The sequence below is a fragment of the Erwinia sp. LJJL01 genome (genome assembly GCF_047300805.2).
GTDB classification, from domain to species: Bacteria; Pseudomonadota; Gammaproteobacteria; order Enterobacterales; family Enterobacteriaceae; genus Erwinia; species Erwinia aphidicola.
Genome location: NZ_CP178576.1, coordinates 2827663 through 2849250, shown reverse-complemented (window position 1 = coordinate 2849250; position 21588 = coordinate 2827663). Strand labels below are relative to the sequence as shown.

The following is a 21588-nucleotide window of genomic DNA, read 5'->3' as shown; positions in this document are numbered from 1 at the left end:
CCGTTTACTTTGTGCGGATTGGGCGCTTCAGGAATTTTCTACGCTAATTTTGGCTGGCACCTGGCCTGAACTGTGCTAACGTCAGGTTATTGCACACGTATGAGAATAACTATGAAGAAAAGCATCAAGGCTCTGTTGCTGTTAGGGCTGTTTGGCTTCTCCTCCACCAGTTTCGCCCTGAGCGAATCGGAAGCAGAAGATTTGGCAGATTTAACCGCCGTATTTGTTTATTTGAAGAACGACTGTGGCTATCAGGATTTACCGGACGGGCAAATTCGCCGGGCACTGGTCTTTTTTGCACAGCAAAACCGTTGGGATTTAACCAATTACAACAGTTTCAACATGAAAGCGCTGGGTGAAGACAGCTATCGCGATCTGAGCGGTATTGCCGTTCCTAATGATACCAAGTGCAAATCTCTCGCACGGGACTCGCTGAGCCTGCTCGCCTACGTGAAATAAACCTCTGATATCCTTCCTGCTGCCGATCATTTGACCGTGCAACCACGGTCATAAATGGCTATGATATTGGCCCATTTTTCGTCAGGAGGAGTCCCCACCATGACCGATAAAGAAATGTGGTATGAAACGCTTCATGCCGGATTCGGACAGTATTTTTCTGTCGATAAAGTACTGTATCGCGAACCAACCGGGCATCAGGATCTGGTCATTTTTGAAAACTCCGCGTTAGGTCGCGTCATGGCGCTGGACGGTGTGGTACAAACCACCGAGCGCGATGAGTTTATCTATCATGAGATGATGACCCACGTTCCGCTGCTGGCTCACGGCGCGGCAAAACACGTGCTGATTATCGGCGGTGGCGATGGTGCCATGCTGCGTGAAGTCAGCCGTCATCAGAACATCGAAAAAATCACCATGGTCGAAATTGATGCGGGCGTGGTGACGTTCTGCAAACAGTACCTGCCGAACCACAGCCAGGGCGCTTATGACGATCCGCGCTTTACGCTGGTGATCGACGATGGCGTGAACTTCGTGAGCCAGACCGGTGAAAAGTTTGATGTCATTATCTCTGACTGTACCGATCCGATTGGACCGGGGGAAAGCCTGTTTACCTCAGACTTCTATCAGGGATGCCACCGCTGCCTTAATCCTGGCGGCATCTTCGTGGCGCAGAATGGCGTCTGTTTCCTGCAGCAGGACGAAGCCGTCAACAGCCACCGCAAGCTCGGCCACTACTTTGCGGATGTCAGCTTCTATCAGGCGGCGGTGCCGACCTATTACGGCGGCATCATGACCTTTGCCTGGGCCAGCGACAACCCGGCGCTACGCCAGCTGGATGCGGCCACTATCGCATCGCGCTTTGACGCAGCAGGACTGACCTGCCGTTACTATAATCCGGCAATCCATACGGGCAGTTTTGCCCTGCCGCAATATCTGTTGAATGCGCTGGCTGACTAGCCGGGCATTCTTAGGGGGTGAGTGAAATTGCAAAAGCTGAAACTACATGGCTTCAACAACCTGACGAAAAGCCTGAGTTTTTGTATCTACGATATCTGTTACGCGAACACTGAGGCTGAACGCGACGGATACATTGCGTACATTGATGAGCAGTATAATGCTAACCGCCTGACCGAAATTCTGAGCGAAACCTGCTCGATTATCGGGGCGAACGTGCTGAATATCGCACGCCAGGACTATGAACCACAGGGTGCCAGCGTGACGATTCTGGTGAGCGAAGAGCCTGTCGATCCGCGCGATATCGATACCTCCGAGCACCCCGGCCCGCTGCCAAACTCCGTGGTTGCGCACCTTGATAAGAGCCATATCTGCGTGCATACCTACCCGGAAAGCCATCCCGAAGGCGGGCTCTGTACTTTCCGTGCCGATATTGAAGTATCAACCTGCGGCGTGATTTCGCCCCTGAAAGCGCTGAACTACTTAATTCACCAGCTGGAGTCCGATATTGTCACCATCGACTATCGCGTGCGCGGCTTTACGCGCGACGTCAACGGGGTGAAACACTTTATCGACCACGAGATCAATTCGATCCAGAACTTTATGTCGGACGATATGAAGTCGATGTATGACATGATGGATGTGAATGTCTATCAGGAAAATATGTTCCATAGCAAAATGCTGCTGAAGGAGTTCGATCTTAAACATTATCTGTTTAATACCGACCCTGCCGACCTCAGCCCGCAGGAACATAAGCGCATCACCGATCTGCTGTGGAAAGAGATGCGTGAAATTTACTATGGCCGCAACATTCCAGCCATTGGATTAAAAGCGCCTTAACCGCTTAACTTATCGCTTTAAGTTATTCGTATAAATAAACGGCCTGCGGGCCGTTTTTTATTTCTGCCATTTTCATTTAATTACATCCTAATTTGCGTAACGCTACGCAATAAATCCGCTGCCAGCCTGTTGCTCTCCCCTTGCTGCATGAGGCACGATAGCTGCACTGGCATAAGGATAAATGCGATGAATGATTTCAAGGTGATTAATATTGAAAATACACTACATATTGGTTTTTTTTCATTAGGGGACAAACCCTATGAGGTTTATTTTTCAGAGATCAGAGAACAACAAAACACTGCATTAACCTTACCCGATGATTTTACTTTTCCAACTAACGGTATGTTCGAAATTGCGTTCGACTGCATCGAAAACCAGATTAATAATACCCATTTGGCCAGACAAAATATCGGAAGTAAAGCAGTTATTGTATTTAGAAGGGTTATTGAAACCATCTTATCCCACTATGAGGAACATCATCCTGAGATATACTGTTTTATCGCCAGCGATGAAAAACTGAATCAAGTTTATCACTCAATTTCGAGTATACTGCTCAGGCAACATAAGGGATTTTCTTTGCAACGAGCTACAGGAGATAAGGAATATGTCATTAGAACACCAAACAGCTTCCCTGAAGAATTATGACCGAGCGCGTGCAACTCAGGTTAAATTAATTGAACGGGCCCAGGCTGCTCTGGCAGAGGCACGTAAAAATGGCACCGTAGAAGTGATTACCACCAAAGACGGCACGCAGTTTCTCAGCGTGAAAATGAAGCCCGAGTCTTAACAGCGCAGGGCCATGACCAGCCCCTACGGGATGAGGTTGCCCCCATCCCAGGGGCGATCTTTTGTTTTGATCGGCCCGCATCCGCTGCTCATCGCCCCTGCAAAAACGCGCGATAGGCGGCGATCACCGCGAGAAAATCCTCCACGCCGCAGAACGCCAGGCTCTCTTCGTCGTAATAGCTCATGCCGTCTTCCATCTCGTCGCCGTCAAAACCGAGCTGATTGGCGCGGATCATCACCTCTTCTTCATCCAGCAGCAGCGTGTACTCTTTCCCCACCCGCTGCCACTGGCGCACGCTGCCTTTCACTTCAGCCACTGCCGCTTCCACTTCATCCAGCAACGCGAGGTTTTCATTCACCTCATCATTAAACCAGTGGCCGACGGCCTCGTGGCCCATCGTCATGCGGACTTTCACCACGCCGGTGATGTCCCTTAAAAATTCGTATTCCATGATACTTTCCTCCAGCACAGACGGCTTACTGTTGCGCGTCTGCCCCGACAAATCTGAGCTTGAGCGCGCATTATCGCAGCCCGCCTGCACAAAAGCAGCGCTTTTACGTCAGGCATAAAAAAACCGGGCACGAGGCCCGGTTTGTCAGCGCTGACTGGGGGTTAAACCGCAGTCTGGAAAATCACGCCGTCAGCTTTGTCGGTGTACTGGCTCAGCTGGTCAAAGTTCAGGTAACGGTAGGTATCCACCGCGGTTTTGTCCACCTGGTCCATGAACTTCAGGTACTCTTCCGGCGTTGGCAGTTTGCCCAGCAGAGACGCTACCGCAGACAGCTCGGCAGACGCCAGGAAGACGTTGGCACCGGTACCCAGACGGTTCGGGAAGTTACGCGTGGAGGTCGACACCACCGTTGCGCCATCTGCCACACGCGCCTGGTTACCCATGCACAGGGAACAGCCGGGGATCTCGATGCGCGCACCGCTCTTACCGAACACGCTGTAGTAGCCCTCTTCAGTCAGCTGCGCCGCGTCCATCTTGGTTGGCGGAGCCACCCACAGACGGGTTGGCAGCTGGCCTTTGTGCGCATCCAGCAGCTTACCAGCCGCACGGAAGTGACCGATGTTGGTCATGCAGGAGCCAATAAACACTTCGTCAATCTTGGTGCCCTGCACGTCGGACAGCAGGCGGGCATCGTCCGGGTCGTTTGGCGCACAGAGAATTGGCTCTTTGATGTCGGCCAGATCGATTTCGATGACTGCCGCGTATTCCGCGTCAGCATCGCCTTCCATCAGCTGAGGATCCGCAAGCCATTTCTCCATGCCCTGGATACGGCGCTCGATGGTACGACGGTCGCCGTAACCTTCAGAGATCATCCACTTCAGCAGCACGATGTTCGAGTTGAGATACTCGATGATCGGGTCTTTGCCCAGCTTGATGCTACAGCCCGCTGCAGAGCGCTCTGCCGAAGCATCGGACAGTTCGAATGCCTGCTCAACTTTCAGGTCAGGCAGACCTTCAATTTCGAGGATGCGGCCAGAGAAGATGTTTTTCTTACCTTTCTTCTCAACGGTCAGCAGGCCAGCTTTGATCGCATACAGCGGGATCGCGTGTACCAGATCGCGCAGGGTGATGCCAGGCTGCATTTTGCCTTTGAAGCGCACCAGCACCGACTCTGGCATATCCAGCGGCATAACGCCGGTTGCCGCAGCAAACGCCACCAGGCCAGAACCCGCCGGGAAGGAGATGCCGATCGGGAAACGGGTGTGCGAGTCACCGCCAGTACCGACGGTATCCGGCAGCAGCATACGGTTCAGCCAGCTGTGGATAATGCCGTCGCCAGGGCGCAGCGATACGCCACCACGGTTCATAATGAAGTCAGGCAGAGTATGGTGCGTGGTCACGTCCACCGGCTTCGGATAGGCCGCGGTGTGGCAGAAGGACTGCATCACCAGGTCCGCAGAGAAGCCCAGGCAGGCAAGATCTTTCAGCTCATCACGGGTCATTGGACCGGTGGTATCCTGCGAGCCAACCGAGGTCATTTTCGGTTCGCAGTAAGCACCAGGGCGCACGCCGTCAACGCCACAGGCGCGGCCAACCATTTTCTGCGCCAGGGAGAAGCCACGGGTGCTGGCCGCCACGTCTTTCGCCTGCTCAAACACGTCGCTGTGCGGCAGACCGAGAGATTCACGCGCTTTGGTGGTCAGGCCACGGCCGATAATCAGTGGAATACGGCCACCCGCACGCACTTCATCCAGCAGCACGTTGGTTTTCAGTTCGAAATTAGCCAGCACTTCACCGGTTTCGTGATGACGCACTTCGCCTTTGTAGGGATAGATGTCGATCACATCGCCCATATTCAGACGGTCAACGTCCACTTCGATCGGCAGTGCGCCGGCATCTTCCATGGTGTTGAAGAAGATCGGCGCGATTTTACCGCCGAGGCAGACACCGCCGCCCTTCTTGTTTGGCACGTAAGGGATATCGTCGCCCATAAACCACAGCACCGAGTTGGTGGCGGATTTACGTGAAGAACCGGTACCGACCACGTCACCTACGTAAGTCAGCGGGAAGCCTTTTTGCTGCAGGGCTTCAATCTGTTTGATCGGGCCAACGTTACCGGCATCATCGGGTTCGATGCCTTCGCGGGCGTTTTTCAACATCGCTAACGCGTGCAGTGGAATATCCGGGCGCGACCAGGCATCCGGCGCCGGAGAGAGGTCGTCGGTATTGGTTTCGCCGGTCACTTTGAACACGGTTACGGTGATTTTTTCTGCCAGTTTCGGACGCTTCAGGAACCACTCGGCGTCAGCCCAGGACTGAATAATTTTCTTCGCGTGAGGGTTGCCCGCTTTGGATTTTTCTTCAACGTCATAGAAGTTGTCGAACATCAGCAGCGTGTGGGACAGGGCTTCAGCGGCAATTGGCGCCAGCTTTTCATCGTCAAGCGCTTCGATCAGCGCATGGATGTTATAACCGCCCTGCATGGTGCCCAGCAGCTCAACGGCTTTTTCAGGAGTAACCAGAGGAGAAGTCGCTTCGCCTTTCGCGACAGCAGCCAGGAAACCGGCTTTGACATACGCCGCTTCATCTACGCCCGGCGGCACTCGGTTAATTAACAGGTCTAACAGAAACTCTTCTTCACCCGCTGGAGGGGCTTTTAGCAGTTCAACCAGCGCGGCCATTTGGGAAGCATCTAACGGTTTAGGAACAATCCCCTGGGCAGCACGCTCGGCAACGTGCTTACGGTATTCTTCTAGCACGACGTTCTCCTCACTCTCATTGTATTTGGCATCCCGGGCTACCTAAGTCACCGCGAAGTGAAAACAATCCGTGTGTAGGGTAAGGTGCCCGGTTTCGCGAGTGGCAGCATAGCAGGATTCGGCCTGCATGTTAATCTGTTTACAAAAAAGCAACATCAGCTTGCTGCTGATTCACGCGGCAGTAAACGGCCTTTTGCAGCGCTTTTCACTACCTTTTCAGGCTTGTTTTGGCAATCACACTGCGACAGCGATTAAAAAACCGCATATCTCCCGCACAGTCATCTCCCATCAGAGCCTGTGGAAATAATTTCAGCTTATTTATCAGATGGGTTTGATAACTTATGGGGTGGGATTAATGGGTTAGTCAGGGGCGATCAGGCTGAAGGTGCACTTTTAAACGTTCCTTTCAATCACGCCTTATATCAATATATCAATGAATTTTTTAAGCTACCTGCGCGGCAATAAATGAGAACTTTCTAGCGGAATTTTCTAAGCTGCATGCCGGGCAGTGAACCTTTAGCAAACTACTCTAACCCGTTATAAACATGATTCAATTGCTGAATGCGCGCGGTGGGCAGCATTTCGCCGCCCCGTGAATTTACTCAGCTGGCTATATCGTCAAAAAAGGTTCTATCGGTGGTGATATGTGTAGGCGGGCACAAAAAGATAAATTCCATGTCGGTGAGCGCTATCAGCTGATGCGCAGTACCTGGATATATGCAAAATACCGAACCTGACTTTATCGGATCCGAACGGGTATTTTTCACCGTATCATTGTCACTGTCCCCCGTCCAAATCGTCCCCCTGCCTGACAGGATAATATACCACTCTTCCCCTTCGCCATGACTGTGGCACGTCACCCGTTTTCCTTTGGCCAGCGAGGTGCCGTAGGCACATAGCCCGTTCTTAATGACCATCTCAGTGATTGAAATCCCTGCCAGCTGATCCTTTTCTGCACGTTCAATATTAAAATCTGATATTGAAATCACGTTTGGCTCCTTTGTTTACAATTTAGAGTAACTTTTACCCTATAAAATCGGCACTACAAACAATCTAATTACCTACACTCATAATACAAACATGTAAAAGAAAATAATTACGCTTCATTAAAATGGATGCATTACTACAAGGAAAACAGAATGAAAGACATGTTCAAACTGAGAACCAGCATCAATAATATGATTAGATTCTGGGAGGTTAGCCAGGAACCATGGGGAGCGAAAGATGCCACATCAACGTTTATCTATGCAAATGGTGCTTATTGCAGATTACTGGGGCTGCCTGCAGGCTACGACGTGTCTGGAAGACTGGATGGCGAATTGCCGGCATCAACAGCGCGCTTTCAGGAACAATTCCAGGCGCATGACCGTAAAGTTGAAGCAATGCAGGATCGCGTCACATCGATAGAAATTCATCCATTTGAAAAACATGACTGGCTGCAACCCTGGTATTTTGACAAATATCCCTTGTTTGATGATGTGGGATTGTGCTGTGGGACTATTTTTCATGGCCGCCCCGTAGATGCACTGGTGTTAACCAGTCTTGAAAGCATTCAAATCCCAACATCGCTCGTATTTACTCCCCCATCAGAGCTGTTTACAACCAGTGAATGGGATTTGATTTTTTATGTCATCCATGGTTTTACAGGTAAAGAGATATCAAACAAACTATGTCTGTCCAAAAGAACCATAGAAAACAGAATGCGGGTCATCCATAGCAAAGCCAATGTAAATAATAAGCGCGCATTCCTGGACTACTGCTTTCAGCATAATTTCAACAGTTACATCCCACAGAATTTCTTTCAAAAGCCTGAATCAAAAGTGGGGAAATGAACCAAAAAACCTTCTAACACATGATTACATGAAAAACATAAAATCTAATAAACCCAAAGAAAAAAGGTTGAGATCATGAATCGAAATAAAACCAAAACTAGCATTAACGCTCCAGACTGGCACAGGGCGCAGATCCAGTGCGCACTCAGAATGAAAGGCTATTCTTTAGCACAGTTATCTCGCGAGTACGGTTTATCATCCGGAACGCTGGCAAATGCTTTATCAAAACCATGGCTGAAGGGTGAGTTAATTATTGCTATGAAAATCGGGATTCCGCCAGAAAAAATCTGGCCATCGCGGTATTATGATGACGAAAAACCAGTCAAAAGAATATTAAGAAAAGTATATTAGCAGTGTTTTCAGCATACGTTTTTCCATCAATGCGCAAAGCTCATTATTGCTAAAATTATTTTTATCAGTCCTCCAACTTAATGCCTGGCACTCGCTTAAACTCCCGCATGTTATTAGTCACCAGAATAGCACCGACGGCAATGGCCGTATCGTTAGGATCAATCGGCGTACCGGCGGTACTCACTAGCATCTTAATATCTGTGGTGACATCAACCGCCCTTCGATGCCAGTGCAGTATGCATCCAGGCGGGAGCAACTCTGTTTTCTAAGCTGCCTGTACGGCAGTGAACTGCAGACTCTACGACAGAATTTTCTAAGCTGCCTGCTCGGCAGTGAACGTCCAGCCACAGCTGCTGGCTACGTTTTAACTTTTCTAAGCTGCCTGTACGGCAGTGAACTAAGCCTGGCGACTACTGTGCTGCGTTGTGGTTTTCTAAGCTGCCTGCTCGGCAGTGAACGGTTAACAAACCACTCTAACTCGTTATAAACATTATTCAATTGCTGCACGCTTGGTAAAAACCCTTTTTTAAAGCCGTTCGATTAGGTCGTTTAAAATCAAAAAGTTATCGAGGTGACAAAAAAGAGGTTCGCGCGGTTTTCAATAACGTACAGAACATTAAGAGTGACAGTGGATGAGATAAGCATCTAAACACCAGGTCGAGGCATGCCTCGACCCTACACTGGACGGTAAATACTTTAAGCTTTTTTTTCAGCGGATTTCGGAACAAGCTCTATGACATTAAACACCGCCATCAACCCGGCTGACTTTACATACATGCCTAATTTGACTGTCGGGAATAACTGGTTAGCGCTGTCTGCGGCTCCAGGCAGGAACTTCTATCCCACGCTAGCGCGGGAATAAAATTCTATGCGGGATATGAAGCTGTATTAATACGGATTTTTATTTATTTTTCTTCGATTCATGAAAGAGCTGCCCCCAATCCTTCGGCGGTTTCCCTTTTCTAAGCATTTTTTCGAAAACCCTGTAAGAATCGGTTTTGCTGTCATAGGTGCGAAGGGTACTACTGTCGTTCATCCACGCCAGGATTATCACCTTTTCCGCTGAGCTGTAGCGAAAAAATAATCGATAACGTGCATTACCAAACTTCGCCCTGGACCAATCCTTAAAATTGCTCCCCAGGGTAGTCCCCTGACGATACGCTGCAGCAGAAGGGTCGACAGCAATTCCTTCCTCAATAACTTTATGGACAACGGCCAGGAGCTTTGCTGATGCTTTCTTCTGGTATCCTTGAGGATCTTTTTGCTTTAAAACCTCAACCTCGCTAACTAGCGCGTCGTAGGCTTGCTTAAAACATGGATGCGCATAAATTTTCCACCCATTAACTTCTTCCGGCAATCCTTTGTCCATTAGCCCATCAGTCCTCGTCGCAGATATCATCGTCAATGTTAACGTTCATGCCAGCAACCAGTTCGCGGCCTCGCGACATGTCGAAAGGTTGAACATTCTGAGGAGCACTTTTGATGTCAGCAGCGAGAAAATGTAGGAATGCGTCCATGACATCATCTTCTTGCGCTATTTCTTGACGGCTCAGTAGTACTTTCCCACCGGAAAGGATCTCATACTGAATATGGTCTTTGCCCGGCCGAAGCTTCAGCGCTTCACGTACCGGTGCTGGTATTGTCGTTTGACAGCGGGCCGTCACTTTTGAATCGACAGTCAGAGCAGTATCGGGACGCGCGTTAGCACTCATATTTCTCACCTTAAAAATCTGATTAACTTCTGAGCAAATTATACGACGCGGGTTAAATTAATGCAATTGCATTATTTAATGATTACTGGTGTGAAGGGGATACTTTGACAACGTTTCATCCAGCAGTTGATCCCCCCTGCACAGCTGAAAATTCACGTGCATGATTTTCTAAGCTGCCTGCTCGGCAGTGAACGGCTAACAAACCACTCTAACTCGTTATAAACATTATTCAATTGCCGCACTCCTGGTAAAAAACCCTTTTTTAAAGCTGTTCGATTAGATCGTTTAAATCAAAAGGTTATCGAGGTGACAAAAAAGAGGGGCGTGCGGTTTTCAATAACGTACAGATCATTAAGAGTGACAGTGGATGAGATAAGCCTCTAAACACCAGGTCGAGGCATGCCTCGACCCTACCCTCGACTGTAAATACTTAGCTTTTTTCAGCAGAAGGATCTTTTTGCTTTAAAACTTTAACCTCACGAACTCGCGCGTCGTAAGCTTGCTAAATAAATGGATAGGCATAAAGCTACACTCTTCGCCCTCAGACAGTCACGGTAAGCCATGATGAATAGCCAACAACCGAACACGCAGCTGGTGCGCTGCGACCGCCCGATTGCCCACGTGGCGCGCCTGACGCTTAACCGCCCCGCCGCCAGCAATGCCTACAACGCGGTGATGGTCGCCGAGCTGGAAGAGTGCCTGAGCTGGTGCGAGCAGCAGCCGGATATCCGCACGGTGATCCTCACCGGCAGCGGTACGGTATTCTGCGGGGGTGCCGATTTGCAGGAGGCATTCACCGATGGCGGCAAAGGGCTGATGAACTCTCACGGTGGCTATAACCCGTTGCAGCACCTGCCGCGGCGCAAAATCTGGATTGCCGCGCTTAACGGTCATGCCTTCGGCGGCGGGCTGGAGCTGGCGCTGGAGTGCGATTTTATTATCGCGGCGCCGCAGGTGAAAATCGCACTGCCGGAAGTGAAGCACGGGCTGCTGCCGCTCGGGGGCGCGATCGGCCAGCTGGCCACGCGGCTGCCTGCCAGCGTGGCGCGTGAGATGCTGCTGATCGGCGAACCGATGGACGCACAGCGGGCGCTGGCGCTGGGGCTGTTTTATCAGCTGGCGGAGGCGGAAGAGCTGATGGAGAGCGCGCTGGCGCTAGCGGCCCGCCTAAACCGCAACGCGCCGCTGGCGGTTCAGGCCTGCAACGCGCTATTGAGAGAGACTCTCGCTGAGGATCTGCGCCAGCGCAGCGCTGAAGAGTTACAGCAGCTGCAAAGCAGCCTCGACTATCAGGAAGGCCTGCACGCCTTTGCTGAGCGGCGCGCCCCGCAGTGGCGCGGAAAGTAGGATTACAGCCGCACCGCCTGAAACAGCGCGCTTAGCCCTAATCCTCCGGCGATGCCGAGCATCGCCAGCCCGTAGCCACTCCCCTGCTGTTTGCCGACCAGCTGGTTGAACAGGCGCGTCACCATAATGGCACCGGAAGCGCCGTAAGGGTGGCCGAGAGCGATCGCCCCGCCCTGCAAATTAATGCGCTGCTCATCAATGCCCAGCGCGTCCACCGAACCCAGCACCTGCGCGGCGAAAGCCTCGTTAAACTCAATCACGGGTATAGCATCCAGCGTCAGCTGCGGCTGGCGCGCCAGTAGCTTTTGCGTGGCGGGCACCGGGCCGAGGCCCAGCAGGTTCGGGTCAACGCCCGCACTACAGGCATCGGCAAATAGCAGCCCCTCGCTAAAACCGCACTCGCGCGCTTTGCGGCGGCTCATCACCAGCAGCAGCGAAGCGCCGTCATTTAGCGGGCAGCAGTTGCCTGCGGTCACCGTGCCGTTGGCGGCGAAAACCGGAGGAAGTGCCGCCAGTCGTTCAAGGGAGGTACCGGGGCGCGGGCACTCATCGCTGGCAATCTGCTGGCCGTTCACGCTGAGCGCCACGATTTCGGCGGCAAACGCGCCCTGCTGCTGCGCGGCGATGGCGCGCTGATGGCTGCGCAGGGCAAACTGGTCCTGGCGCTGGCGGCCGATGCCGCAGTGCTGCGCGACATTTTCGGCGGCGATGCCCATTTCAGGGTCTCCCACCTCCTCCGGCGAGAAGCGCGCACGGCCATAAAAGCGCGGCATCTGCTTCAGAGAGCCGGGTTTCTCCACCCGCCACGGCGCGCTGCTGACGCTCTCAACGCCACCGGCCAGGTAGCACTCCCCGGCCTGCGCCTGCACCAGACGGCAGGCGTTGATCACCGCCTCCAGCCCCGAGCCGCACTGGCGGTCAACCGTTACCGCCGGAACCGCCAGCGGAAGCCCTGCCGCCAGCGCCGCCAGGCGGGCAATGTTGCCACCGCCGCCGGTAGCATTGCCGATAATCACCTCGTCGATGGCGCTGAAATTTTCCGGCAGCGTCGCCAGAAGATGGGTAAACAGCGGTGCCAGCAGCGCTTCCATTGGCAGGCTGGCCAGTGCGCCATAAGCTCTGCCTACCGGCGTGCGGCAGGCGGCGACAATCACCGGCTGGCTGTCACTCGGCGGCTGATAGTTCAGTAAGCTCTGCGGCATGGCCTGCAATCCTCTTTTCCAGCTCGTTACGTTTTATCTTGCCGCTTGGCGTCAGCGGCCAGCGGCTAATGCGGTAATAGTGGCGCGGGCGCTTATATTTTGCCAGAAGCTCGCGGCACTTGACTGCCAGCTGGCGGCAGGCGTCGTCATCGGCTTCAACAACCGCTACCAGCTTTTTGCCGAGGTAGTCATCATCAACGGCGATCACCACCGCTTCAATCATTCCCGGCAGCGATTTAATCACCGACTCGATTTCGGAGAGATAGATGTTATTGCCGCCGCTGAGGATCATATTTCCCCGGCGGCCAATCACCGTTAAGCGCTGACGCTGGTCGAGATAACCGATATCGGCCACCGTCGCCATATGACCCTGCTTTACAAAAGCAGTGCCGTCATCGCCCCATAAATACCCTTCGATCAGCTGCTCGCTGCTGAGCCAGATGGTGCCGGGCTGGCCGGCGGGCAGTAATTTACCGTCGTCATCACGGATGGTGATTTCGGTGCCGGGAAAAGCAGACCCGACGTTGGCCAGCGAGTCGCTGATGTTGTCGTCATCCAGCGTCGAGACCGCAATAAATCCCAGCTCGGAAGCGCCGTAATACTCCTGCATGCGCGCCGCCGGAAACAGCGCGCGCGCCTGGCGATAGTGGTTTAGCTCCAGCTTGGCCCCGGCGCTCAGCAGGCTGCGCAGCTCGGGGAATTCTGCCCCGGCGCTGACGCGGGCGAAACCGGCGATCATCGTCGGCACCAGCACGATGCGCGCAATTTTTTCCGCAGCGATCAGGGCCAGCGCCGCCGCAGGCTGCCACTGCCCGAGGCTGTAAAAGGTGCCCCCGGCATACAGCGTCTCGTTCAGGCAGTAGAGGCCAATGCCGTGCGATAGCGGGCCGGGAAAAAGGGTTGACGGCGCTGCGGCCAGCTGGAAAATCGCCTCGCCGTTTTCAAAGCTGCAGCGCCACGAGCGGCGCGAGCGGATAAAGGCTTTTGGCAGGCTGGTGGTGCCGGAGGTGAAGTTGATCAGAAACGGCGTTGGCGCCTGCATCTGGGCACAAAACTCTCCCTCCTCCCGCAGTGGGTCGGCTGGCTGCCAGCCGTCCACCGCCAGCCAGCGGATCGCAAGCTGCTCCGCCACGGCGATCAGCTGATGGTCCTGCTGTTTCAGCAGCAGCAGGCCGGGCGCCAGGCGGCTCAGCATATCGCGCAGCTGCTCAAGCGGAGCCTGCGGGTCGATAATCGCGGCGGTGTAGGGATGCGCGGTGGCGGCAAGCCAGGCGACGGGAAAAGCAAGGTGGTTACCGGTGGCAATCGCCACAGTGCCGGATGCATTCGGCTGCTGGCGCAGATGCTGATACAGTGCGAGGCCGCGCTGCCACAGCTGCTGCCAGCTCAGCGTCTGGCCGTCGATGCTGACGGCGGTTTTATTCGGGGTGTTGTTCGCGTGCAGCTTAACCCTGTCGTGGACCGGCATCTGCCTCAGGCCTCGCTGACGGGGAAATAGCGGGTTAACGCCTGGCGCGTTTCATCGGGAATGCGGCAGGGTTTATGGTCGGTGAGATCGACGCAGACCCAGACTAACTTGCCGAGCGCGGCGGGAATGTTTTTCCCCTGCAGCATCAGCTGGATGCTAAACGTCAGGCTGCTGTTGCCGAGCTGCTCAATCGCCACCTGCGGCGCTACCACATCATCCACCGACAGCGGATGCAGAAAAGTGGCTTCGCATTTTTTAACGTGATACACCACGCCCGCACTGTCGGGGCGAAACAGCGGCAGAATATCCGCACGGCGAAAAGCATTCACTACCGCGTCTTCGCAGTAGTCCAGATAGACGGAATTATGCACGTGGCCGTTGAAATCAATGTCGCGCATTGATACGCGAAATGTTTCGCTATTATACTGATCCTGCATAAAAATCATTAACCTGTAAACCGGACAACACTGAAGAAAATATACCATGAAAGAGACTTTATTCACCAGAGCGGTGGTCCGGGAGTTCGGCAACATCAGCGACGTTGTGCAGCTGGAGCAGTGCGCATTAGCCCCGTTAGCGGCGGGCAGCGTGCGGGTCAGAATGCGCTACGCCACGATTAATCCCTCCGATATTATTACCATTTCCGGTGCATACCGTTCACGCATCGCCCTGCCGTTCGTGCCGGGGTTTGAAGGCACCGGCACTGTCTGTGAGAGCCATGACGACGGGCTGGTCGTCGGTCAGCGCGTGCTGCCGGTCGGCAGTATGGGCGCGTGGCAGACCTTTAAAGAGAGCGAGCCGCAGTGGTGCTTCACCCTGCCGGACTACGTCACTGACCAGCAGGCGGCGACCAGCTACGTCAACCCGATGACCGCGCTGCTGATGCTGACCGAGGAGCTGCAGTTTACCCCGGGGATGCGCATCATCATTAACGCCGCCAACTCCGCGATTGGCAAAATGCTGATCCGCATCGCCAACCATATGGGGCTGGAGCCGATTGTTATCGTACGCCGGGCGCAGAACCTCGGGCTGTTCGCGGGCTGTGCCACTGAGCAGGCGATCAACAGCAGCGCGGCGGATTATGCGCAGAGGCTGGCGGCCATTGCCCGCAGCGGCGGCGCGGCGGCGATCCTCGACTGCATTGGCGGCGACGAGTCGCTGACGCTGGCGCAGGCGCTGGCACCCGGCGGGCAGTTTATCCATTACGGCCTGCTCTCCGGCCAGCCCATTCCCCCTGCGTTCTGGCGCAGTCGCCCGGACATTCGCTTTTCCAATTTCCATCTGCGCCTGTGGGTGCATAACCATGAGAAAGCGCTGGTGCAGCGCCGGATCAACGAGGTGATGGCGTTTATCCGCGACGGGGTGATCGCCACCGACATTGTGGCGGAGTTCGCGCTGGAAGAGATTGATCAAGCGGTAAAAGCGGTGCAGTCGGGGGAGTTGCAGGGCAAGATTTTATTGCGCATGTAGCGTCAGAAACGGGCCGACCGAACAAGAGGGTCGGCCCCTACGCAGGTGTCGGGCTTATTCCAGGGTCGGATAGGCCCGGCGCACGGCGCGCACAATCAGCACCGCCAGCACCACTTTAACGATATCCCCCGGCAGGAAGCCGAGAGAACCCAGCGCCGCCTGCTTAAGCGGCAGCCCCGCCACCAGCGCTATCCACGGAATACCCGCCGAGTAGATCAGCACCACGCCGCCCAGCGTCAGGAACAGCAGCTCTTTCACCAGCGTTAGCGATCGCAAATTACGCTGATACAGCCAGCCAATCAGCAGTGCCGCCAGCGGCCACGCGAGGATAAATCCACCGCTGGGGCCAAGGAAAATCCCCAAGCCCCCCCGCCCGCCGGCCAGCAGCGGCAGGCCAATTGCCACCAGCAGCACAAACAGCACCAGCGCCAGCGCACCGCGTTTCGCCCCGGCAATCGCTCCGGCCAGCATCGGGCCTAGCGTCTGGGCGGTGATCGGTACCGCAATCACCGGCAGGCTGAAGGCCGGGAACAGGCCCAGCGCGGCGGTGATCGCGGCAAACAGCGCGATATACACAATATCTCGGGTCGACATTACTCTCTCACTTTTTCAGCATCGCTGCGCTCACGGCGCAGCTGGGGGTCCCAGGCGCGGGCTTCCAGCGCGGCGGCAATATCATCGGCCATCTTCAGGGTACGCACAATCACCGGGATCGCCACCGCCAGCACGCTGCGATCCAGCCCGCGCGCCTTTTGCGCTTCGCGCACTTCGGCGGTGATCCCCGCCAGCACCGGAATAAAACGCAGCGCCAGCGACAGCGCCAGGCTGACTTTGGCCGGGTTGATGCGCAGGAAGCGCAGCCAGAACAGCCCTTTCTCCAGCGCGTCGATCATCTCTGAAGTGCGGGTGGTGAGCGTCACCAGCGCCGCCATCAGCATCAGCGCCGCCAGGCGGGCAATCACCAGCACCCCGGACTGCCAGCTGACCATCCACCACTGGACGGAAAACAGCAGCACCAGCACCCACAGCAGCGGCTTCAGCTGCAGCAGCATAATACGCAGGCTGATGCGTGCCAGCGGATAGAGCAGCATCACCACCAGCAGCGCGCCAAGCGTCGCATCCAGGCGCGGGAAGACAAACAGCAGCGTGCCGAGGATCGCCAGCGTGAGGATCTTGATGCCCGGCGGCAAACGGTGCAGCGGGGAATGACCCGGAATATAGTCGCTCAGCGTCATGACATCATCCTGACGTACTCTTTCAGCGCCACGGCGGGCACATCGTCAATCACCACTTTGCCGTGATCGAACACCAGCACGCGCTCGAAATCCTGCAAAAACTCCAGATCGTGCGAGACCACAATAGCGGTCTGCTCGAGGTCGGCAATCGCCTGGGCAATCCGGCGCTTGTTGCGTAGATCCAGCAGCGTGGTCGGCTCATCAAACACGATGTACTCCGGCGCCATCACCAGCACGCCGGAGATCGCCAGCAGCTGTTTCTGACCGCCGCTCAGCAGGTGCGCCGGATGCTGGCGAAACGCCTGCATATCGTAGCGCGCCAGTGCGGCATCGCTGCGCTCGCGGATCACCGCCTTCGACAGGCCAAGATTTTTCATCCCGAAGGCGAGATCTTCCTCCACCACCGGAAAAACAATCTGATTATCCGGGTTCTGGAAAACAAAGCCGACTTTGCGCCGCACCGCTTTACCGTGCTGACGGGTGTTGAGGCCGTCGACCAGCACTTCGCCCTGCTTCGGCAGCAGCAGGCCATTCAGCAGGCGGACAAAGGTGCTTTTACCGCAGCCGTTGCTGCCGACGATGCCGATGCGTTTTTCCGTCAGCTGCAGATTGATATTGTCGAGTACCGTGCGCTCACCGTAAGCGTGCGATACCCCTTTCAGTTCCAGCATGAAGTCTCCTGGCTCAGGCGGGTTTGCGCGGGCGATACTGGCGGCCAATGGTCAGCTGCTCGACCACCGCGGCAGGCGACAGCGACACAACGAAATCGACGGCGCGGCAGATATCTTCGCTGCTCAGCATCTCGTCCGGTGTCAGTCCTGAACCCTGCGCCATATCGGTATCCACCACGTCCGGGCACAGGGTGGTGACTTTAATCCCCTGTGCGCCCAGCTCGCGGGCAATCGAGCGGCTGTAGCCGACCAGTGCATGTTTGCTGGCGGCATAGCTGGCGACGCTGCCGTAAGGCTGCACGCCGCTGACCGAAGCCAGATTAAAGATGCGCGCGTCCGGCGCACGCAGCAGCCACGGCGTACAGAGCTGGCACAGGTGATGAATGGCGGTGACGTTGGTGGCCAGCATCGCGCTGAAGTCATCGACCGGGGTGCAGGTCGACCCGGCGCGGAAAATCCCGGCGGCGTTGATCAGCACGTCCAGCTGCGGATGCTGGCTGAGTGCCTGCTGCACCTGCTGTGCAACGGCAGGATAGTCACAGACGTCGAGCGCCAGCGTCTGTAAACGTGCGGGGTCGCGCGTAGCGGCAAAGCTTGCCAGCGCCTGCGCATCACGCGCCAGTAGAATCAGATGATAGCCCTGCTCATAGAAATGGCGGGCAAGATGGTGACCGATACCGCGGGAGGCACCGGTAATCAGTGCGACTTTGTTTAGCACAACACGCCTTTTAGCTGGGCAGAAATTGCCTGCAAAGATACGCGAATTTTCGTCGCCCTGCGCGGATTTTTAGCGGGGTACAGTAAGCAAAACGGCTCCCGCAGGAGCCGTTTCTAACGCGTCAGCGAATTATTTCTTTTTCGCTTTCGGGTTTGGCAGGTCGGTGATGCTGCCTTCGAAGATTTCCGCCGCCAGACCAACCGATTCGTGCAGGGTTGGGTGAGCGTGGATGGTCAGCGCCAGATCTTCAGCGTCACAACCCATCTCGATAGCCAGACCGATTTCACCCAGCAGCTCGCCGCCGTTGGTGCCGACAATCGCACCACCGATCACGCGGTGAGTCTCTTTGTCGAAGATCAGTTTGGTCATGCCGTTTGCACAATCGGAAGCGATAGCACGGCCTGAAGCTGCCCACGGGAAGGTGGCGGTTTCATAGCTGATGCCTTTCTCTTTCGCTTCTTTCTCGGTCAGACCGACCCAGGCAACTTCTGGCTCAGTGTAAGCAATCGATGGGATCACTTTCGGGTCGAAGTAGTGTTTCTTACCAGAAATCACTTCTGCCGCCACGTGGCCTTCATGCACGCCTTTGTGTGCCAGCATTGGCTGACCGACGATGTCGCCGATAGCAAAGATGTGCGGCACGTTGGTACGCATCTGCTTGTCGACGCGGATGAAACCACGGTCGTCCACTTCCACGCCCGCTTTGCCAGCATCCAGACCTTTACCGTTCGGTACGCGGCCAATCGCCACCAGCACCGCGTCGTAACGCTGTGGTTCTGCAGGGGCTTTTTTGCCTTCCATGGTCACGTAGATGCCGTCTTCTTTCGCTTCTACCGCGGTGACTTTGGTTTCCAGCATCAGGTTGAACTGCTTACCGATACGCTTAGTGAAGACTTTCACCACGTCTTTGTCGGCAGCCGGGATCACCTGATCAAACATTTCTACCACGTCAATCTGTGAGCCGAGCGCGTGATACACGGTGCCCATCTCCAGACCGATGATACCGCCGCCCATGACCAGCAGACGCTCTGGCACTTCTTTCAGCTCCAGCGCATCGGTAGAGTCCCAAACGCGTGGGTCTTCGTGCGGAATGAATGGCAGCTGAATGGGACGGGAACCCGCCGCGATAATTGCGTTGTCGAAAGTGATCGTGGTGGTTTCACCCTTCTCATTTTCCACAACCAGAGTATTTGCACCGGTAAATTTACCCAGGCCGTTGACCACGTTCACTTTACGGCCTTTTGCCATGCCGGCCAGGCCACCGGTCAGCTGACCGATCACTTTCTCTTTCCAGCTGCGGATTTTATCAACATCGGTCTGCGGCTTGCCGAAGACGATACCGTGAGCTTCCAGCGCTTTGGCTTCTTCAATCACCTTCGCCACGTGCAGCAGGGCTTTAGAAGGGATACAGCCGACATTCAGACAGACACCACCCAAGGTGCTGTAACGCTCAACGATCACGGTCTCCAGACCTAAATCCGCTGCACGGAAGGCTGCAGAGTAGCCTGCAGGACCTGCCCCAAGTACCACGACCTGAGTTTTAATTTCTGTACTCATCATGACCTCTTAATTGATTGTCCGGCGGGTCAGGGCTTTGAATTTGAACGTCCTTCTTCCACCGGGACGCGTTCACCGCAAGAGTTTACAGAATTGTTAATAAACTGCAAACCGCGGTGCCACGAATCACTACAACATCTTACGACAAGGCCGGCTTTCGCCGGCCTTGTTAAGGGTTACATCACCAGACGGCGAATGTCGGCCAGTGCATTGTTGATGATGGTGATGAAACGCGCACCGTCAGCACCGTCGATGACGCGGTGGTCGAAGGAGAGCGACATCGGCATCATCAGACGCGGCGTGAACTCTTTACCGTTCCAGACCGGCTCCATCGCAGACTTGGAAACGCCCAGGATAGCCACTTCCGGCGCGTTAACGATTGGCGCGAAGTGAGTTGTCCCGATACCGCCCAGGCTGGAGATGGTGAAGCAACCGCCCTGCATTTCGCCCGCGGTCAGCTTGCCATCACGCGCTTTTTTGGAGATAGCCATCAGTTCACGCGAAAGCTCGGTAATGCCTTTCTTGTTCACGTCTTTGAACACCGGAACCACCAGACCGTTTGGCGTATCAACCGCCACACCGATGTTGATGTATTTTTTCAGCGTCAGTTTCTGACCATCTTCAGACAGCGAGCTGTTGAAGCGAGGCATCTGCTCAAGCGCAGCCGCGACTGCTTTCATGATGAACACCACCGGGGTGAACTTCACGTCCAGCTTGCGCTTCTCGGCTTCGGCGTTCTGCTGCTTGCGGAACGCTTCCAGTTCGGTGATGTCGGTTTTATCGAAGTGAGTCACGTGTGGGATCATCACCCAGTTGCGGCTCAGGTTAGCACCAGAAATTTTCTGGATGCGGCCCAGCTCGACTTCTTCGATTTCGCCGAACTTGCTGAAGTCCACTTTCGGCCATGGCAGCATGCCAGGCAGACCGCCGCCAGCGGCAGCAGGAGCTTCAGCGCGTTTCACCGCGTCTTTCACGTAGCTCTGCACGTCTTCTTTCAGAATACGGCCTTTACGTCCGGTGCCTTTGACTTTCGCCAGGTTTACACCGAATTCGCGTGCCAGACGGCGGATCACCGGGGTGGCGTGCACGTAGGCATCGTTTTCTGCGAAATCAGACTTCGCTTCCGCTTTAGCAGGCGCCGCAGCCGGGGCCGCTTTCTCTTCCTGCTTAGGCGCAGCTGGGGCATCTTCTGTTTTGGCAGCCGGAGCGGCGGCGGCTGGAGCAGCGCCTTCCACTTCGAACACCATCACCAGAGAGCCGGTGCTGACTTTGTCGCCGGTGGCAATTTTGATCTCTTTCACGGTACCCGCGAACGGCGCCGGAACTTCCATTGAGGCTTTGTCGCCTTCAACGGTGAGGATCGACTGCTCAGCTTCAACCTTGTCGCCAACTTTAACCATGATCTCGGTGACTTCAACTTCGTCGCCGCCGATGTCCGGTACGTTAACGTCTTTTGCACCGCTGGCCGCAGCAGGCGCAGCCGCCGGGGCCGCTTCTTCTTTCTTCTCTTCGGCCGGAGCCGGTGCCGCAGCACCGCCTTCCGCTTCGAAGATCATGATCAGTTTGCCAGTCTCAACTTTGTCGCCGGTAGAGATTTTGATCTCTTTTACCACGCCAGCCTGCGGAGATGGGACTTCCATAGAGGCTTTATCGCCTTCTACGACAATCAGCGACTGCTCAACTTCAACCTTGTCGCCAACCTTGACCAGGATCTCGGTGACTTCAACTTCGTCCGCGCCGATGTCCGGTACATTAATTTCGATAGCCATTACTCT

Annotated in this window: 23 protein-coding genes and 1 pseudogene; 9 read left to right on the top strand and 15 right to left on the bottom strand. The window is 55.0% G+C overall.

Annotation, left to right across the window (positions count from 1 at the left end; all coding sequences use genetic code 11):
• Positions 1-111 precede the first annotated feature (111 nt).
• The 5 genes from ACLI4M_RS14070 (at position 112) to ACLI4M_RS14050 (ending at position 3040) form a co-directional block, all read left to right on the top strand.
• Positions 112-459, top strand: coding sequence for a YacC family pilotin-like protein (locus tag ACLI4M_RS14070; protein WP_048914955.1), 348 nt, complete (start codon positions 112-114; stop codon positions 457-459).
• A gap of 99 nt (positions 460-558) precedes the next feature.
• Entirely contained in the window at positions 559-1416 is an 858-nt protein-coding gene (speE, locus tag ACLI4M_RS14065) for a polyamine aminopropyltransferase (protein WP_133624451.1), read from the top strand.
• Positions 1417-1443: 27 nt separating this feature from the next.
• Positions 1444-2253 (top strand): adenosylmethionine decarboxylase, encoded by an 810-nt coding sequence (gene speD / locus ACLI4M_RS14060; protein ID WP_048914972.1) that lies wholly within the window; start codon positions 1444-1446, stop codon positions 2251-2253.
• 186 nt (positions 2254-2439) lie between these two features.
• Positions 2440-2898 carry a hypothetical protein gene (locus tag ACLI4M_RS14055; protein WP_133624453.1) on the top strand — a complete coding sequence of 153 codons (459 nt, stop codon included), beginning with the start codon at positions 2440-2442 and terminating at the stop codon, positions 2896-2898.
• Complete coding sequence (locus tag ACLI4M_RS14050) at positions 2858-3040, top strand: hypothetical protein (RefSeq protein WP_133624455.1); 183 nt, start codon at positions 2858-2860, stop codon at positions 3038-3040. Before ACLI4M_RS14055 ends, ACLI4M_RS14050 begins: the two co-directional genes overlap by 41 nt.
• An 88-nt stretch (positions 3041-3128) precedes the next feature.
• On the opposite strand, the gene yacL is transcribed toward ACLI4M_RS14050, so the two are convergent.
• The 3 genes from yacL to ACLI4M_RS14035 all read right to left on the bottom strand — a co-directional run bounded on the left by yacL (position 3129) and on the right by ACLI4M_RS14035 (position 7239).
• A complete protein-coding gene (yacL, locus tag ACLI4M_RS14045) occupies positions 3129-3491 on the bottom strand; it encodes a protein YacL (RefSeq protein ID WP_048914942.1) in 363 nt (120 codons plus the stop codon).
• Between the two features lie 161 nt (positions 3492-3652).
• Positions 3653-6250, bottom strand: coding sequence for a bifunctional aconitate hydratase 2/2-methylisocitrate dehydratase (gene acnB / locus ACLI4M_RS14040; protein ID WP_099754541.1), 2598 nt, complete (start codon positions 6248-6250; stop codon positions 3653-3655).
• A gap of 602 nt (positions 6251-6852) precedes the next feature.
• Positions 6853-7239, bottom strand: coding sequence for a cupin domain-containing protein (locus ACLI4M_RS14035; protein WP_133624457.1), 387 nt, complete (start codon positions 7237-7239; stop codon positions 6853-6855).
• 150 nt (positions 7240-7389) lie between these two features.
• Here ACLI4M_RS14035 and ACLI4M_RS14030 point away from each other — a divergent pair, with 150 nt between their 5' ends.
• Both ACLI4M_RS14030 and ACLI4M_RS14025 read left to right on the top strand, forming a co-directional pair.
• Positions 7390-8082, top strand: coding sequence for a helix-turn-helix transcriptional regulator (locus ACLI4M_RS14030; protein ID WP_253538463.1), 693 nt, complete (start codon positions 7390-7392; stop codon positions 8080-8082).
• A 75-nt stretch (positions 8083-8157) separates the two neighbouring features.
• A complete protein-coding gene (locus ACLI4M_RS14025) occupies positions 8158-8433 on the top strand; it encodes a helix-turn-helix domain-containing protein (protein ID WP_133624460.1) in 276 nt (91 codons plus the stop codon).
• 64 nt (positions 8434-8497) lie between these two features.
• On the opposite strand, the pseudogene ACLI4M_RS14020 reads toward ACLI4M_RS14025, so the two are convergent.
• The 3 genes and pseudogenes from ACLI4M_RS14020 to ACLI4M_RS14010 form a co-directional block, all read right to left on the bottom strand.
• A pseudogene (locus ACLI4M_RS14020) lies at positions 8498-8688 on the bottom strand (VapC toxin family PIN domain ribonuclease); the annotation flags it as partial.
• Between the two features lie 646 nt (positions 8689-9334).
• Complete coding sequence (locus tag ACLI4M_RS14015; RefSeq protein ID WP_133624462.1) at positions 9335-9802, bottom strand: type II toxin-antitoxin system YhaV family toxin; 468 nt, start codon at positions 9800-9802, stop codon at positions 9335-9337.
• Positions 9803-9809: 7 nt separating this feature from the next.
• The gene (locus tag ACLI4M_RS14010) at positions 9810-10145 is read right to left on the bottom strand and encodes a type II toxin-antitoxin system PrlF family antitoxin (protein WP_133624464.1); all 336 of its coding nucleotides are present in this window, start codon (positions 10143-10145) and stop codon (positions 9810-9812) included.
• 564 nt (positions 10146-10709) lie between these two features.
• Here ACLI4M_RS14010 and ACLI4M_RS14005 point away from each other — a divergent pair.
• The gene (locus ACLI4M_RS14005; protein ID WP_133625119.1) at positions 10710-11492 is read left to right on the top strand and encodes an enoyl-CoA hydratase/isomerase family protein; all 783 of its coding nucleotides are present in this window, start codon (positions 10710-10712) and stop codon (positions 11490-11492) included.
• Between the two features lie 2 nt (positions 11493-11494).
• Here ACLI4M_RS14005 and ACLI4M_RS14000 read toward each other — a convergent pair whose 3' ends face one another.
• From ACLI4M_RS14000 to ACLI4M_RS13990, 3 genes are read right to left on the bottom strand one after another with little or no spacing between them, the layout of a single operon-like run.
• Entirely contained in the window at positions 11495-12694 is a 1200-nt protein-coding gene (locus ACLI4M_RS14000; protein ID WP_133624466.1) for a thiolase family protein, read from the bottom strand.
• Positions 12657-14162: a class I adenylate-forming enzyme family protein gene (locus tag ACLI4M_RS13995; RefSeq protein ID WP_133624468.1), complete on the bottom strand. Its 1506-nt coding sequence runs from the start codon at positions 14160-14162 to the stop codon at positions 12657-12659. The genes ACLI4M_RS14000 and ACLI4M_RS13995 overlap by 38 nt, the downstream gene beginning before the upstream one ends.
• 5 nt (positions 14163-14167) lie before the next feature.
• Entirely contained in the window at positions 14168-14599 is a 432-nt protein-coding gene (locus ACLI4M_RS13990) for an acyl-CoA thioesterase (RefSeq protein WP_413449724.1), read from the bottom strand.
• Between the two features lie 46 nt (positions 14600-14645).
• On the opposite strand from ACLI4M_RS13990, the gene ACLI4M_RS13985 reads away from it, so the two are divergent.
• Positions 14646-15632 carry a zinc-dependent alcohol dehydrogenase family protein gene (locus ACLI4M_RS13985; protein ID WP_133624472.1) on the top strand — a complete coding sequence of 329 codons (987 nt, stop codon included), beginning with the start codon at positions 14646-14648 and terminating at the stop codon, positions 15630-15632.
• Positions 15633-15686: 54 nt separating this feature from the next.
• Here ACLI4M_RS13985 and ACLI4M_RS13980 read toward each other — a convergent pair whose 3' ends face one another.
• The 6 genes from ACLI4M_RS13980 to aceF all read right to left on the bottom strand — a co-directional run bounded on the left by ACLI4M_RS13980 (position 15687) and on the right by aceF (position 21582).
• The gene (locus ACLI4M_RS13980) at positions 15687-16226 is read right to left on the bottom strand and encodes a biotin transporter BioY (protein ID WP_133624474.1); all 540 of its coding nucleotides are present in this window, start codon (positions 16224-16226) and stop codon (positions 15687-15689) included.
• Entirely contained in the window at positions 16226-16867 is a 642-nt protein-coding gene (locus tag ACLI4M_RS13975; RefSeq protein WP_133624476.1) for an energy-coupling factor transporter transmembrane component T family protein, read from the bottom strand. Before ACLI4M_RS13975 ends, ACLI4M_RS13980 begins: the two co-directional genes overlap by 1 nt.
• Positions 16864-17538 carry an energy-coupling factor ABC transporter ATP-binding protein gene (locus tag ACLI4M_RS13970; RefSeq protein WP_048914930.1) on the bottom strand — a complete coding sequence of 225 codons (675 nt, stop codon included), beginning with the start codon at positions 17536-17538 and terminating at the stop codon, positions 16864-16866. Before ACLI4M_RS13970 ends, ACLI4M_RS13975 begins: the two co-directional genes overlap by 4 nt.
• A 13-nt stretch (positions 17539-17551) precedes the next feature.
• Positions 17552-18256 (bottom strand): SDR family NAD(P)-dependent oxidoreductase, encoded by a 705-nt coding sequence (locus tag ACLI4M_RS13965; RefSeq protein WP_133624478.1) that lies wholly within the window; start codon positions 18254-18256, stop codon positions 17552-17554.
• Between the two features lie 129 nt (positions 18257-18385).
• Complete coding sequence (gene lpdA / locus ACLI4M_RS13960; RefSeq protein ID WP_413449797.1) at positions 18386-19813, bottom strand: dihydrolipoyl dehydrogenase; 1428 nt, start codon at positions 19811-19813, stop codon at positions 18386-18388.
• A gap of 176 nt (positions 19814-19989) precedes the next feature.
• Positions 19990-21582, bottom strand: a complete 1593-nt coding sequence (aceF, locus tag ACLI4M_RS13955) for a pyruvate dehydrogenase complex dihydrolipoyllysine-residue acetyltransferase (RefSeq protein ID WP_133624482.1) — start codon at positions 21580-21582, stop codon at positions 19990-19992.
• Positions 21583-21588: the final 6 nt, after the last annotated feature.

Coding starts and splice junctions, on each gene's coding strand:
- ACLI4M_RS13995 (WP_133624468.1), bottom strand. CDS start 14,162: ATGCCGGTCCACGACAGGGTTAAGCTGCACGCGAACAACACCCCGAAT.
- ACLI4M_RS14010 (WP_133624464.1), bottom strand. CDS start 10,145: ATGAGTGCTAACGCGCGTCCCGATACTGCTCTGACTGTCGATTCAAAA.
- speE (WP_133624451.1), top strand. CDS start 559: ATGACCGATAAAGAAATGTGGTATGAAACGCTTCATGCCGGATTCGGA.
- ACLI4M_RS13975 (WP_133624476.1), bottom strand. CDS start 16,867: ATGACGCTGAGCGACTATATTCCGGGTCATTCCCCGCTGCACCGTTTG.
- ACLI4M_RS14000 (WP_133624466.1), bottom strand. CDS start 12,694: ATGCCGCAGAGCTTACTGAACTATCAGCCGCCGAGTGACAGCCAGCCG.
- ACLI4M_RS14025 (WP_133624460.1), top strand. CDS start 8,158: ATGAATCGAAATAAAACCAAAACTAGCATTAACGCTCCAGACTGGCAC.
- ACLI4M_RS13985 (WP_133624472.1), top strand. CDS start 14,646: ATGAAAGAGACTTTATTCACCAGAGCGGTGGTCCGGGAGTTCGGCAAC.
- ACLI4M_RS14030 (WP_253538463.1), top strand. CDS start 7,390: ATGAAAGACATGTTCAAACTGAGAACCAGCATCAATAATATGATTAGA.
- ACLI4M_RS13990 (WP_413449724.1), bottom strand. CDS start 14,599: ATGCAGGATCAGTATAATAGCGAAACATTTCGCGTATCAATGCGCGAC.
- yacL (WP_048914942.1), bottom strand. CDS start 3,491: ATGGAATACGAATTTTTAAGGGACATCACCGGCGTGGTGAAAGTCCGC.
- lpdA (WP_413449797.1), bottom strand. CDS start 19,813: ATGAGTACAGAAATTAAAACTCAGGTCGTGGTACTTGGGGCAGGTCCT.
- aceF (WP_133624482.1), bottom strand. CDS start 21,582: ATGGCTATCGAAATTAATGTACCGGACATCGGCGCGGACGAAGTTGAA.
- ACLI4M_RS14005 (WP_133625119.1), top strand. CDS start 10,710: ATGAATAGCCAACAACCGAACACGCAGCTGGTGCGCTGCGACCGCCCG.
- ACLI4M_RS14070 (WP_048914955.1), top strand. CDS start 112: ATGAAGAAAAGCATCAAGGCTCTGTTGCTGTTAGGGCTGTTTGGCTTC.
- ACLI4M_RS14055 (WP_133624453.1), top strand. CDS start 2,440: ATGAATGATTTCAAGGTGATTAATATTGAAAATACACTACATATTGGT.
- ACLI4M_RS13970 (WP_048914930.1), bottom strand. CDS start 17,538: ATGCTGGAACTGAAAGGGGTATCGCACGCTTACGGTGAGCGCACGGTA.
- ACLI4M_RS14050 (WP_133624455.1), top strand. CDS start 2,858: ATGTCATTAGAACACCAAACAGCTTCCCTGAAGAATTATGACCGAGCG.
- ACLI4M_RS14015 (WP_133624462.1), bottom strand. CDS start 9,802: ATGGACAAAGGATTGCCGGAAGAAGTTAATGGGTGGAAAATTTATGCG.
- ACLI4M_RS13980 (WP_133624474.1), bottom strand. CDS start 16,226: ATGTCGACCCGAGATATTGTGTATATCGCGCTGTTTGCCGCGATCACC.